This window comes from Cupriavidus sp. FW216-B1 (assembly GCF_058789195.1).
Genome location: NZ_JBYTEL010000023.1, coordinates 1 through 13,343, shown reverse-complemented (window position 1 = coordinate 13,343; position 13,343 = coordinate 1). Strand labels below are relative to the sequence as shown.

Here is a 13,343-nt window from a genome sequence, read left to right as displayed (position 1 = left end):
TCATGTCGCAACGCTATCAACAGTCTGAAGCCCTGCTCGAACGCGCCTTGCGCACCATTCCACTCGGTTCGCAGACGTTCAGCAAGAGCCGCACGCAATACCCGTTCGGCGTATCGCCGTATTTCATCGAACGCGGTCGCGGCAGCCACGTGTGGGATGTCGACGGCAATGAATACGTCGACATGATCAGCGCCTTGTGCGCGTTGACGCTGGGCTACAGCGATCCCGACGTTGACGCCGCGGTCAAGGCGCAACTGGAGGACGGTATCATCTTCTCGCTGCCGCATCGGCTCGAGATGGAAGTGGCAGAGCAACTGGTGTCGATGGTTCCTTGTGCGGAGAAGGTCCGCTTCGGCAAGAATGGCTCCGATGCCACCGCCGGCGCCGTGCGAGTGGCGCGCGCGTTTACCGGCCGCGACCACGTGGCGGTGTGCGGCTATCACGGCTGGCAGGACTGGTACATCGGCACCACTGCGCGCAACCGCGGCGTGCCGCAGGCTACGCGCGACCTGTCGCACTCTTGGGCATACAACGACATCGCCAGTCTCGATGCGATCTTCAAAGCCCATCCGGACCAGGTTGCCGCGGTCATCCTCGAGCCGATGAACGTGGTCGAACCGGCCCCGGGTTTCCTGCAGGCGGTCAAGGAACTGGCGCACAAGCACGGCGCGCTGCTGGTGTTCGACGAAACCATCACTGGCTTCCGCTACGCCAACGGCGGTGCCCAGCAACTGTTCGGCGTGACCCCCGACCTGGCCACCTTCGGCAAGGGTCTAGCCAACGGCTATCCGGTCTCCGCCGTCGCGGGCCGCGCCGATGTCATGCAACTGATGGAGGAAATCTTCTTCTCGTTCACATTCGGCGGCGAAACGTTGTCGTTGGCCGCGGCGCTTGCCACCATGAAGAAGCTCGAACGCGAGCCCGTCACCGCCACCCTGGCAAGCCAGGGGCAGGTGGTGATCGACGGCCTGCGCCAACGCATCGCCGCACTGGGTGCCGACGATTTTCTCTCGGTTTCCGGGCATCCGAGCTGGAGCTTCCTGCTGATCAAGGACACCGCGCGCTACCCGATGTGGCATCTGAAGACCCTGTTCATGCAGGAGATGCTGGCCCAGGGCATACTGACGTTCGGCACGCACAACATGGGCTACAAGCATACCGACGCCGACATCGCCAAGCTGTTCTCCGCGTACGATCACACGCTGCCGATGCTGGTCCAGGCGGTGCGCGACGGCGGCATCGAGCAGATGCTGAAGTGCGCGCCGCTCGAGCCGCTGTTCAAGGTACGCTGATTGCCATGAAGGTTGCAATTCGCGCCGATGCTTCCGTGCAGATCGGGTCAGGCCACGTCATGCGTTGCCTGACGCTGGCCGATGCCCTGCGCGAGCGCGGAGCCGAGGTGCGTTTCATCAGCCGCGATCATCCGGGCGGGGCGGCGGCGCTGCTAGACGAGCGGGGCTATGCGTGCCATGTGCTGCCCCCGGCGGCCGGCAGGCATGTCGGCGACTTGGCTCATAGCGCATGGCTGGGCGTTGCCTGGGAAGAGGATCTGGCGCAAAGCTCCGCCGTGCTCGCAGGCTGGGCCCCCGACTGGCTGGTCGTCGACCACTATGGCATCGACTGGCGGTGGGAGCAGGCGATGCGCGGCCACGCGCCGCGCATCATGGCCATCGACGACGTGGCCGACCGCCGCCACGATTGCGACCTCCTGCTCGACCAGAATTACTACAGTGACATGGACCGGCGCTATAGTGGGCTCGTGCCGGCGCACTGCACGTGCCTGCTGGGTCCGGGCTATGCACTGCTGCGGCCGGAATTCACCGCCGCCGCCAGCGTGCAACGCACGGAGGGCCCGGTCCGGCGTGTCCTGTTGTTCATGGGAGGCATGGACCAAGACAATGCCACCGGCATCGCGCTGCTCGGCCTGCGCGATGCCGCCGCCGCCGGCATTGTCATCGACGTGGTGCTCGGTGCCGCCGCGCCGCATCGTGAGCAGGTACGGATCTTGTGTGAACGCACGCCTAACGCCTGCCTGCATGTGCAGGTAGGCAACATGGCCGAGCTGATGGCCCGGGCGGATATCGCGATCGGGGCCTGCGGTTCCGCTACATGGGAGCGCTGCTATTTGGGCCTGCCGACCATCGCCATCGTGTTGGCCGACAATCAGCGCAAGTCTGCTGGCGATCTGGCCGGGGCCGGTTATATCGTCAACCTGGGCGATGTGTCGACGGTCACACCGAGCGACATCGCCCGGGCGGTGGCTGCCATGCAGGCCGATGGCGCCGGACGGCAAGCAATGTCGAGGCGCGTCACGGCCCTGGCCCGGCGCCAGCCGCGTGGAGCGGCTGACCTGATCTACGAGGGCCGGCAGCATGCATAGATTCGACGATTGCGAACTGCGTCCGATCCGTGAGGGAGACAGGGACATCCTGCTGGCTTGGCGCAACAGCGAGCCGGTGCGCAGCAACATGTACACGGACCACCTGATCAAGCCCGAAGAGCATGCGCGTTGGTTCGCATCGGCGCTCCAGCATCCGAGCGCATCGTTCACCGTGTTCGCGCTGCGTGGCGTGCCGGTTGGGTTCAGCTCGTTTACCGGAATCAGCCGTGAGCACCAGCGTTGTACCTGGGGCTTCTACCTGGGCGAGCAGGATCTACCGAAAGGCACCGGCTCGGCGCTCGGTTACCTGTCGCTGGCCCATGCGTTCGATACGCTGGGCATCTATAAGCTGGCCTCGGAGGCGTTCGCTTTCAACCAGGGGTCGGTGGGGCTGCACCGCAAGCTCGGCTTCCGCGAAGAGGGCCGTCTCGTCGAGCACTACATGAAGCAGGGCCGGCGCGAGGATATCCTGTGCTTCGCCAAATTCAGCAATCAATGGGAAAGTGACCGGCAGGCGCTGCGCGCGCTGTGTTTCTTGCCCGAAGGAGCATCGAAATGACGATCAATATCGGCGGACGCCTGGTCGGCCGCGAGCATGAGCCATTCCTGATCGCCGAGATGTCCGGCAATCACAACCAGTCGCTCGACCGCGCGCTGGAAATCGTCGACGCCGCAGCGGCGTCGGGCGCGCATGCGCTGAAGATCCAGACCTACACGGCGGATACCATGACACTGGATATCCGCGAGCGCGAATTTTTCATTTCGGACCCCAAGAGTCTCTGGAAGGGCAAGTCGCTCTACGAGTTGTACCACGAGGCGCATACGCCCTGGGAATGGCACAAGGCCATCTTCGAGCGCGCGCGCGGGCACGGCATGATTCCGTTCAGCACGCCGTTCGACGACAGCGCGGTCGATTTTCTCGAAGGGCTCGATGTGGCCGTCTACAAGATCGCGTCGTTCGAGAACACGGACATCCCGCTGATCCGCAAGGTCGCGCGTACCGGCAAGCCGATGATCATCTCCATCGGCATGGCCAGCATCGCCGAGCTGGATCTGAGCGTGCGTGCCGCACGCGAGGCGGGCTGCAAGGACCTGATCCTGCTGAAATGCACCAGCACATATCCGGCATCGCCCGAGAATACGAATATTCGCACCATTCCCCATATGCGAGAGCTGTTCGGCTGCGAAGTGGGCCTGTCCGACCACACCATGGGCGTGGGCGTGTCGGTGGCGAGTATCGCCGTGGGCGCCACCGTGATCGAGAAACACTTTACGCTGGACCGCGCCGACGGCGGCGTGGACTCGACGTTCTCTCTCGAGCCAGCCGAGTTCAAGTCGCTGGTAGTGGAAACGCACCGTGCTTGGCAGGGCCTCGGCGGAGTGAGCTATGGCCCCACCGAAGCGGAGCAGAAATCGCTGGTGTTCCGCCGCTCGCTCTACATTACGCGCGATCTCAAGGCCGGCGACGTACTCGACGCGTCGAGCGTGCGAGCTATCCGGCCCGGTTTCGGCCTCGCACCACGGCACTTCGATCAGGTGCTGGGCCGCGCGGTGAAGCGGGACATCAGCCGCGGCACGCCGCTCGCCTGGGACCTGCTCGCCTGAGCGAGGTCACGGCTATTGCCGCCGCTGCCGCGCCGGTCTTGTTTGCACCCATAACTACTACTATATGCGTCTCGGTTTTGCCACAATCTATGCCTATCGCCCACACGTAGAACACGTCTACTTCCTTTCGTCGATGATGAAGGCGCGCGGGCACGAAGTGTTCTATCTCAGTTGCGACAGCGCGCTGTCGGAGTGTTACACGCGCGAGCTGCGAGATAGTTCGAGTTCGGCCAAGGAATGCCTGAAGTGCACGATGGGCGGAATCCGCTCGTTCGCCCCGGGGGTGGATTCGATGCGGCGCTATCGCGATCCGGCCGGTGCCAAGGCCGCTGCGGACGCTGCGCAGCAATGGGGGTTTTCCGGTGCCTGCACTATTCTTCGCACCGAAAGCCAGACCGATAAGCAGACCGGGGAATTCCATGCGCTGCACCAGCGGCTCGCTACCGGCTCGGCCGAAGCCTTCGCCGCCGCCTGTCGCTGGATCGACGACCGCAAGCTGGATGGCATCGTCTGTTTCAATGGGCGCATGGAAGGTCCGCGAGCACTGCTGGAAGCGGCCAGAGCCAAGGGTATCCCGTTCATCTCGATGGAGCGTACCTGGTTCGGCGACGGCCTGTTGCTGATTCCGGACCAGAACTGCCTGGCGCTCGGGGAAGTCGGCCGCGTGGTCGGCGAATATGCGGACAAGCCGCTCACCGAAGCCCAGGCGCGCATCGTTGCGTCGCTGCTTGCTGCGCGCTTCCTGCGCACGAATACGCTGGAGTGGCGCGCCTACAATCGCAATGCCGAAGACCTCGCATGGCCAGCGCAACGAAGCGGCCTGAAGCTGTTGATCACTCCCAGCAGTCTGAACGAGTTCGACGGGCATCCCGATTGGCGTACCAGGTGGCCTGACCAGATAGCAGCGCTGGATTTCCTGTTCGATCACCTCGAGGTGGATCCGGCCAGCTGCATCCTGCGTTGCCATCCGAACTGGGGTGAGAAGATCGGCCTGCGGGACGGCAGCCTTGCCGAGCGCATGTACACCGAGTGGGCGCAACGGCGCGGCGTGCATATCATCGGCAGCAAGGAGCGGGCGAACACCCTCGACCTGATCGCCCAGGCCGACGCCGTGGTGGTCAATGGCGGCAGCGCTGCTTTCGAAGCCGGTGCGCTGGGCAAGCAGATCATCGCCCTCGGTACTTCGATCTACCAGACCGCCGGCTTCCAGATCCAGCTCTACGGTCCCGACGATGCACCCAATCTGGCCAGGGTCGGCCAGCAGATGCCGGACGAGATCGCGCGGCAGGTGCTGCGCTTTGCCTACGCGTTCAATTTTCGCTTCAACCAGTACGTGGATGACATTCGCGCCAGGACGACCACGCAGTATGCGTACAATCCGGAACCGGACGCCACGCGGCTCGAACGGCTGCTGCTTACTCGCCGCGTCGAGGCCGACGATACCGAAGTCGCATCGGACACCAGCGGCGAGGATCGCGTGCTGAAGCTGCTGCACGAGCGGCGCTGGGAGGAATTGCGCGAAGCGCAGAAGCCGATTCCGCCGACGTACCGTCCGATACATCGGCGTGGCGTGTTCCGCTATCTGGACGCAATCCGGGAGCGCATGCCGATTGGCGATAGATAATGCGGACCGGAAGAGTACGGGCATACAAGTACGACGAGCTCGCCTCGTATCTTTAGTGGTGCTGACCAGTTTGCCCCCGTCCCCGGCTTTTGGCGCGCGGTCAGGAGCCAGAGTGCCGCATCGCGGAAATTAGTCCACGGCAAGTGGGGGGGGAACTACCCCAGTCGCAACCGAATACCTCAAGGCCGCAGAATCGTCCTCGGGGTACTAGTTACCCGATCTGAGCACAGCCTTGTGGATAGAGGCGACAGCGCGATAACCGATGAGCCATAAGCGAAATCTTGTAACCACATGCTTAAATGGATTTGCGGCCATCTTGATGATGTGCCGCATGTTCGCGTATGCCAAAGTGCTTGATGTCGAGCAGTTCGGCACCCTCAGCGTTGGCCTGCTGATTTCCGCATCGCTCGGGATGGTCAACGCATTTGGTCTCTATCTGCTGATGCAACGGGACATGCCGCGATTGTTCGTGGCTGGACGTGTCATGCGCGGTATGGTGCTGATGAGCAAGGTCGCACTCGTGACTCTTGCTTCTGCCGTTCCCCTCATTGTTCTGAGTCTGACGGGCGCGTCACTTGCCGGGGCGGCGGGGTTGCTCCTGGCACTTGCCACATTCCACGGCCTGAGCAATCAACTCTTCGGCGTGATCTCCACGGAAAGCAAGAGTCGGTTGAGGCAGGTCGAGTTTGCTGTCACGTTGTCTGTGCGTAGCTGCGTTGTCTCCATTGCTGGACTGTGCGCGGCTTTGAAATGGGGCAGCGCGGAGGCAGTCCTGATGGCGGAACTGGGGCTCACGGCCGCTGTAACGGTGATTGCATCCGTACGGGCGGGGCAGCGCTTCCCGTTGGGACTCAGCTTGCTACCACGCCTGGCCGTTCGTCACCTCCGTCGTTCGGAATGGCATGTTGCCAGCGGTCTTCTGTTCAGTGTGATTCTTGCCTTTCTAATTCAGAACGTCGACCGTTGGATTGCTGTGGACGTATTGGATAAAAGGGTTTTTGCTCAGTTTGCCTTTGGCTGGACCCTACTCTCGATGGCATCGACTTTCCAGGCGACCATCAATGCCAATTTCTTTCCGGGGCTTGCCGCGCGTGTCTACCACGACGGTCCCGAGTCCGTGCGTCTGCAAACGTGCAAGGTATCGCTGGGAATCCTTACTGTTCTGACTGTGAGCGCTATTCCGGGATTCTATATCATCAAGTGGGGAATTGATGCTCATTACCGTCAGTATGCAGAAGTGGCGAATTATATACCGCTGTTTTTGGCGGCTGCGGCATTTCGAGCTTCGGATTTCTGGTCAAATTATCTGATCATTTCTGCAAAGACACGTTTACTATTTATCAGCCAGAGTGCGGTCTTGTTGGGTGCGATCTTTCTTTGGCTCATCGTGAGCCATTATACTGTCTCGTTTACGATGCTCTTCAGATTTTCCTTCCTGACATTGCTGCTTTCATTCATGTCATTTGCTTTCGGATTCGCTGCACTGCGTGTCGGGAGAGATAAATGAATTCGATGGTACAGATACCGTTTTCTCGCTGCAGTCACGTCGCGATCATTGGCGTGCTACGGCGGTCACGGATGAACGAGTTGCGGCTCAGGGCCAGTCAAATGCGCTCTACTACTTGCTGTGTCTGTCGATGAACTTGTCGTGAAGATACTAAAGAGTTTCCTCGTCGCATGGTGCTTCTATTGGTTGCTGCAGTTAATTCTGCCGGTAAGGCCAATGGGAGAGGCGGTGCTATTGGGGTTGGTGATTCAGTTGATTTTCGTACTGGCAGTGACCCTTGGTTATCTGGCTGTGGAGCGTTGGCCAGATGCCCCGGCTGATATACCGGAGTGGACGATTGATCGCAGGCTGGTGCTGATTGCATTGATCCTGTCAGCGCTCGGAACTGCTGCGCTAGCTTATGACAAGATCGTAGTGCAGGGGATAGACTACTCGGCGGGCCTCGCTGTCGCCCGGGAGCAATGGCGGGAACTTGGGGCCGAACGGGAGGGCGCGATATCATCCCCGGCTAGTGCCCTGGGATATTTGTTAAGTTCCTGCTATATAGCTGCAATTGTTCTCTTTCCGTATGCCGGCCTCGGCAGGCGGGTCATTGTCTACGGAACGGTTGCGGGGCTTCTTGCCTTCGCCAATACCGTGCTGACGGGAGGCCGGTCAACGCTGATCCTGACGCTGTTGTTCTATATTGCTACCCGGATTCTGATGGGTAGACGTGTATATCCCGGCATTCCGACGGCGAGCCGCAAGTCGCTATGGTTGGCACTGGGACTTATTTTTGTTAGCGGATTGTATTTTGTATTTATTTTTCTTCAGCGCGCAGATGCAGCCGGCATATCCGTGACAGACTATTCTTACGGCGTGCTTCAGGACCTCGGTCTGTTTCCAAGTGAGTGGCTGGAAGATATGGATCCGAGGAACACGTCGACCAGTCTGCTTAATTTGCTGGTGATGTCGGTTTCCTATTTTTCGCATAGCTTTGCGACCACAGTTGCTATAGCTGACTATGGTCACGTGAATAATTCTGCGACTGTGGTTTTCATTACTGTCCTAGGTCTGGCAGCAAAGCTGCATATCATTCAGACTCCGGATACTGACTGGTTCCTTGCGGGGGCCTTTCCCTCTCTGCCGGGGGCCTTCTACTTACAAGGAGGATGGCTCATGCTAGTTTTGGCAGGAGCTATCCTTGGCACGCTCACTGCACTTAGTCGGTGCTGGTTTCGTAGCTCGCCTTCGATTCTCTCTCTGGGGTGTCTGACGGCACTGATGTGTGTGTTGCTGGCGAGCCCAATCCTCTTTGTTGCAGATGTGATGATGTTTCCTTTCGTCATTCTCCAGTTCTGCCTTATTTACCTGGTCGCGAAAATCATAAAATGAAAGTCTGGATCGTCAATCCCTACGGCAGCTTGCCAGGAGAAGCGTGGCGCGAGTACCGCAGCGCGATGCTGGCGGAGGCCTATGCCCGCGCCGGCCACGAGGTGACCTGGTGGCTATCGAACTTCGAGCACCGCTCCAAGAAATTCCGCAGCGAGGGCTACAGCGAGCGGCGGCTGGAAACCGGCGTCAACGTCCGTATCGTGCCGACCACCCCGTACAGCAGCCACGTCTCGATGGCGCGCATTCGCAGCGAGCGCAACTTCGCCAAGAATGTCGCGCAGCGGGTGAAGGCCAACCCGCAGGACAAGGCCGACCTGATCGTCCTGGCCGAACCGTCAATCTTCTACGGCAAGTACGTGGTGGAGATGGCGCGCAGCATTGGTGCCAAGCTCGTGGCGGACATCATCGACATCTGGCCGGAAGTCTTCGCCATGATCCTGCCCAAGCCGCTGCGGCCGTTCGAGCGTCTGCTGCTGGCGCCGCTGTACATGCGGCGGGCCTCGATCCTGCGTGCGTGCGACGGGATTGTCGGCGTGTCCGAGGACTACCGCGACGTAGGCGTGCGCTCGGCACCGTCGGTACCGTCTGGTGTGTCTTACTGGGGCGTGGACGTCGCGCAGATGCGCGCGGCCATGGCCGAGGAGAGTGGCGGCGTCCTGCGCAGGCTTGGCCTGGAGCAGAAGAAACCGAATGACGTATGGGTGATCTACGCCGGTACGCTCGGTGCGGGCTACGACATGGAGTCGATCCTGAAGGCGGCTGGTTCAGAGCGGCTGCGCGGCAAGCCGGTCAAGTTCCTGTTCGCCGGCGACGGCCCCCAGCGCGGCCTGCTCGAGGGCGCCTGCGCAGAACCGGGTGGCAATGTGGTCTATCTGGGTCGGCTGGATCCGAATGACCTCAACCTGATGTACAAGTACTGCGACATCGGGTTGAGTACCTATCTGGCGCATTCGACGGTGTCGATGCCGATCAAGTTTTACGACTACCTCGCGGCAGGCGTGGCCACCGTCAATTCGCTCGAACGCGAGATCCAGCGCCTGATCGCCAGTCAGCAGCTCGGGCGGCAGTACACGCCCGGCGATGCGGATTCGCTGGCCGCTGCGATCGAGACCCTGGTCGCGGATCGCAAGCTGCTCGATGCCTGCAAAGCCAACTCCGCCGCGCTGGCGCCGCGCTTCGACCAGTACGTGCAACACGATGCGTTCGTGCGTTTCACCGATACGCTGCGCTGAAAGGACCCCCATGTTCCGCCGACTCTATCTCTCCCCAGCCGGTTACGCGATATCGGTGGTGCTCAATGTCCTGGGCATGTTGTTGCGCCCGTTCATGGTCTACGGATATTTTTCTCGGCGTGACGGCAGGTTCCTGCGCTTTACGCGGGTCAGCTCCAGCGCCAAGATACTGTCCGAGCGTGACCTTGTCATCGGCGACCATTGCTGGATCGGGCCGCATTGCCTGATCGATGCTAGCGGCGGCGTGGAGATAGGGGAGGGCGTACAGATCAGTTCGCTCAATGCCGTGCTGTCGCATAGCAGCCACGTGTCGATTCGCTTGCTGGGCAGGCATTTCATCTCCACACCGACGCCGCAGCGTACTGGCTTCATCCAGTCGCCGGTGGTGATCGGAGCCTTTACATTTGTAGGGAGCGGCGCGATTATTCTGCCGGGCACGAGGATAGGAAAGGGCTGCGTCATCGGTGCCGGCAGCGTGGTCCGGGGCAACATACCCGATCACTCCGTAGTCGTCGGCAACCCGGGACGCATTGTCGGCACCACGGAAAAATACGATCTCGAGTTCGTCCGCAACGGCGGCATCGACGACACCTATTTCGATCCCGACCGGCTGGCGGAACTGCGCCGCATCGCCGAGCCCGGCACAGGATCGTGAAATACTGCCGCACCGCTTCGCGGTGCTGTCTCGCAGGCCGACGCACGGCCAATTTTCGAAGCATTCAAGCCAAGGGATGGCTTTACCATGAACACTAGTTTCCTTCCATTCGCACAGCCGGAAATCGGCGAAGAAGAGATCGCGGAAGTCGTGGCAACGCTGCGTTCCGGCTGGGTGACCACGGGGCCGAAGACCAAGCAGTTCGAGAGTGACTTCTCTGCGTTCCTTGGCGGTGGCGTGGAGTCTATCGCAGTGAACTCGGCCACGGCCGGCCTGCACCTCGCGCTGGAAGCTGTGGGTGTGGGTCCTGGCGACGAAGTCATCACGACCACCCATACTTTCACCGCCACCGCGGAGGTCATCCGCTACCTGGGGGCCCACCCGGTATTCGTCGATGTCAGCGCCGAGACGCTGTGCATCGACGCGGACGCAATCGAGCAGGCCATCACGCCGCGTACGCGCGCCATCATGCCGGTGCACTTCGGCGGTCGCGCCGCGGAGATGGGAAAAATCATCGCGATCGCGAAGAAGCACGGCTTGCGTGTGGTGGAAGACGCAGCGCATTCGCTGCCCGCGACCAGCGGAGGCAAGCTGGTCGGCACGCTCGACACCGACGCCACTGTGTTCAGCTTCTACGCCAACAAGACCATCACCACCGGTGAGGGCGGCATGGTGGTCACGCGCGACCCGGAGATCGCCAAGCGCGCCAAGGTCATGCGTCTGCACGGCATCAGTCGCGATGCGTTCGACCGTTTCGTGTCGACCGCGCCGAGCTGGTACTACGAGATCGTGGCACCTGGCTTCAAGTACAACATGACCGACGTCGCTTCCGCGATCGGCATCCATCAACTGAGGAAGGCGGATGCGTTCCACCAGCGCCGCGCCGCCATCGCCGCCCGTTACGACGAGGCACTGGCCGACCTGCCGCTGGTCCTGCCGCCGCACGCCGCCGAAGGCGACATCCATTCCTGGCATCTCTATGTGATCCAGCTCGCCGAAGGCGCGTCGTGCACGCGCGATGCGCTGATCGACCACCTGTTCAAGCAGGGCATCGGCTGTAGCGTCCACTATATCCCTTTGCATCTGCAGCCATATTGGCGCGACACCTACAAGCTCACGCCCGAAATGTTCCCAGTCAGCCAACGCATCTATGAGCACACGCTGACGCTGCCGCTGTACACGCGCATGCGCGACGAAGATGTCGAGCGCGTCATCCGGACCATTCGGAGCGCGTTCAACTGATGCTGATCAAGAGGCTCTTCGACCTGGTCGCCAGTGCGGCCGGCCTGCTCGTGCTGGCACCGGTATTTGCCGCCATCGCCATTGCCATCAAGCGGGAGTCGCCCGGCCCCGTTTTCTTCCGCCAGGAGCGTGTCGGCCTGCATGGGCGCACATTCCGTATCCACAAGTTCCGCACCATGGTCGTGTCGGGCGAGGGAAAGGGGCCGTTGATCACGATCGGTGCAGATCGTCGCATCACCGCCAGTGGCGCGTTTCTACGCAAGTACAAACTCGACGAACTCGCTCAACTGATCGACGTATTCACCGGCGAAATGAGCCTGGTCGGACCGCGGCCGGAAGTGCCCAAGTACGTGGCGCTGTACCCGGCCGACGTGCGCGAGACCGTGTTGAGCGTGAGGCCGGGCATCACGGATCTGGCATCGATCGAGTACAAGGACGAGAACGCTCTGCTCGGCCACAGCGCGGATCCGGAGCGTACCTATGTTGAGGAGGTGATGCCGGCCAAGTTGCGGTATTGCGTGGAGTATGTGCGGAACCGGTCGCTTTGGCTCGACCTGTGCATCATCTGTCGCACGGTCGTGGCCGTGTTCACGTAATGCCCCGACTGTTTGCGTAAGCCCCACGCCATATGACGTTCAGGTCCCTGACCAACGCCGAATCCAGCCAGCTTGACTCGCTGCGGGGACTGTCGGCGTTTGCCGTAGTCATCGGGCACGCGAACCAGGTCCTCGTTGCGCCGGCATTCGACAAGCTCAACCCCGTGATGGGATTGTTTGCTCAGAGTGCGGTCATGGTGTTCTTCGTCATGAGCGGCCTGCTGATCGGCAAGTCCGTGTCGAGCAATGTCGCCAGGCATGGTGGTTCGTTCTCGCTGCCAAGGTATCTCGCGGACCGGATCATCAGGATCTGGCCGCCGCTCGTGGTTTCACTGTTGCTCATCGCCGTTCTGCTCCAGCTCGCGCCACTGTTTTTCCCAAGTGGAACCAATGCATTTCTGGTAGCGCCGGGACATGCGCTGGCGCGGTCCGCATTCATCAGCGACAGGACTCAATTGGTCGGGGCAGCACTGATGCTGAACGGCTTTGTCACCGACACACCGAATGCGAATGGCCCCTTGTGGAGCCTGTCTATCGAGGTCTGGTACTACGTCCTGGCTGCCATTCTTGCCGTGCCGCGAGGTTGGTGGAAGCTGCTCGCCTTGCCGCTGATGGGTGCCGTGGTCTGGCACGGAATGAACAATGATGCATTTGTCTATTACCTTCCCGTATGGTGGGCCGGATATCTGCTTGCCGTATTGCATGACAATGCGCTACTGCGCCGCCCGGGATGGTGGTGGAGTGGGGCGGCGGCTTCCTTTGCGGCAGCAATATGGTTTGGGGCCCGCTTCCTCGAGGCGAGCTACGCTCACGATGCTGTCGCAGACCGGTTCGTTACGATTGCGCATTTCAACATTGCTGTAGGTTTCTGCGTCTTTGCCCTGCTTGCGTTGATGCTGCAGGGGCGTGTCTCGATTCCCATCTTTGCCCGCAAGGCATCCAGGTATTCCTACACGTTGTATATTGTCCACGTACCGATTTTTCTTTTTGCGTTTGGCCTCCTGCAACGGCAGGTGCAGGATTCGCCGGCCTTGGGAGTGTTGGCTGCAGCGGTAATACCCCCTGAAATCCACCGCTGGGAGAAGTAGAATTTTCTCGTTAAGAGGGAGTTCTGCAGATGAAGAAGTC

Annotated in this window: 12 protein-coding genes; all 12 read left to right on the top strand. The window is 61.0% G+C overall.

Annotated features, from left to right (window positions below; all coding sequences use genetic code 11):
- Window positions 1-2 precede the first annotated feature (2 nt).
- The 12 genes from AC3WXD_RS29780 to AC3WXD_RS29725 all read left to right on the top strand — a co-directional run bounded on the left by AC3WXD_RS29780 (window position 3) and on the right by AC3WXD_RS29725 (window position 13,303).
- A complete protein-coding gene (locus AC3WXD_RS29780) occupies window positions 3-1,292 on the top strand; it encodes an aminotransferase class III-fold pyridoxal phosphate-dependent enzyme (RefSeq protein ID WP_492325256.1) in 1,290 nt (429 codons plus the stop codon).
- Window positions 1,293-1,297: 5 nt separating this feature from the next.
- A complete protein-coding gene (gene pseG / locus AC3WXD_RS29775; RefSeq protein WP_492325255.1) occupies window positions 1,298-2,380 on the top strand; it encodes a UDP-2,4-diacetamido-2,4,6-trideoxy-beta-L-altropyranose hydrolase in 1,083 nt (360 codons plus the stop codon).
- Entirely contained in the window at window positions 2,373-2,939 is a 567-nt protein-coding gene (gene pseH / locus AC3WXD_RS29770; RefSeq protein WP_492325254.1) for a UDP-4-amino-4,6-dideoxy-N-acetyl-beta-L-altrosamine N-acetyltransferase, read from the top strand. Before pseG ends, pseH begins: the two co-directional genes overlap by 8 nt.
- Entirely contained in the window at window positions 2,936-3,985 is a 1,050-nt protein-coding gene (pseI, locus tag AC3WXD_RS29765) for a pseudaminic acid synthase (RefSeq protein ID WP_492325253.1), read from the top strand. Before pseH ends, pseI begins: the two co-directional genes overlap by 4 nt.
- A gap of 64 nt (window positions 3,986-4,049) precedes the next feature.
- Window positions 4,050-5,609 (top strand): hypothetical protein, encoded by a 1,560-nt coding sequence (locus AC3WXD_RS29760; protein ID WP_492325252.1) that lies wholly within the window; start codon window positions 4,050-4,052, stop codon window positions 5,607-5,609.
- 262 nt (window positions 5,610-5,871) lie between these two features.
- Entirely contained in the window at window positions 5,872-7,116 is a 1,245-nt protein-coding gene (locus AC3WXD_RS29755; RefSeq protein WP_492325251.1) for a polysaccharide biosynthesis protein, read from the top strand.
- A 141-nt stretch (window positions 7,117-7,257) separates the two neighbouring features.
- Window positions 7,258-8,490, top strand: coding sequence for an oligosaccharide repeat unit polymerase (locus AC3WXD_RS29750; protein ID WP_492325250.1), 1,233 nt, complete (start codon window positions 7,258-7,260; stop codon window positions 8,488-8,490).
- Window positions 8,487-9,722, top strand: coding sequence for a glycosyltransferase family 4 protein (locus AC3WXD_RS29745; RefSeq protein ID WP_492325249.1), 1,236 nt, complete (start codon window positions 8,487-8,489; stop codon window positions 9,720-9,722). Before AC3WXD_RS29750 ends, AC3WXD_RS29745 begins: the two co-directional genes overlap by 4 nt.
- A gap of 10 nt (window positions 9,723-9,732) precedes the next feature.
- Window positions 9,733-10,377 (top strand): acyltransferase, encoded by a 645-nt coding sequence (locus AC3WXD_RS29740; protein WP_492325248.1) that lies wholly within the window; start codon window positions 9,733-9,735, stop codon window positions 10,375-10,377.
- Between the two features lie 87 nt (window positions 10,378-10,464).
- Entirely contained in the window at window positions 10,465-11,619 is a 1,155-nt protein-coding gene (locus AC3WXD_RS29735; protein ID WP_492325247.1) for a DegT/DnrJ/EryC1/StrS family aminotransferase, read from the top strand.
- Between the two features lie 2 nt (window positions 11,620-11,621).
- Window positions 11,622-12,215, top strand: a complete 594-nt coding sequence (locus AC3WXD_RS29730; protein ID WP_492325305.1) for a sugar transferase — start codon at window positions 11,622-11,624, stop codon at window positions 12,213-12,215.
- 32 nt (window positions 12,216-12,247) lie between these two features.
- Entirely contained in the window at window positions 12,248-13,303 is a 1,056-nt protein-coding gene (locus tag AC3WXD_RS29725) for an acyltransferase family protein (protein WP_492325246.1), read from the top strand.
- Window positions 13,304-13,343 lie beyond the last annotated feature (40 nt).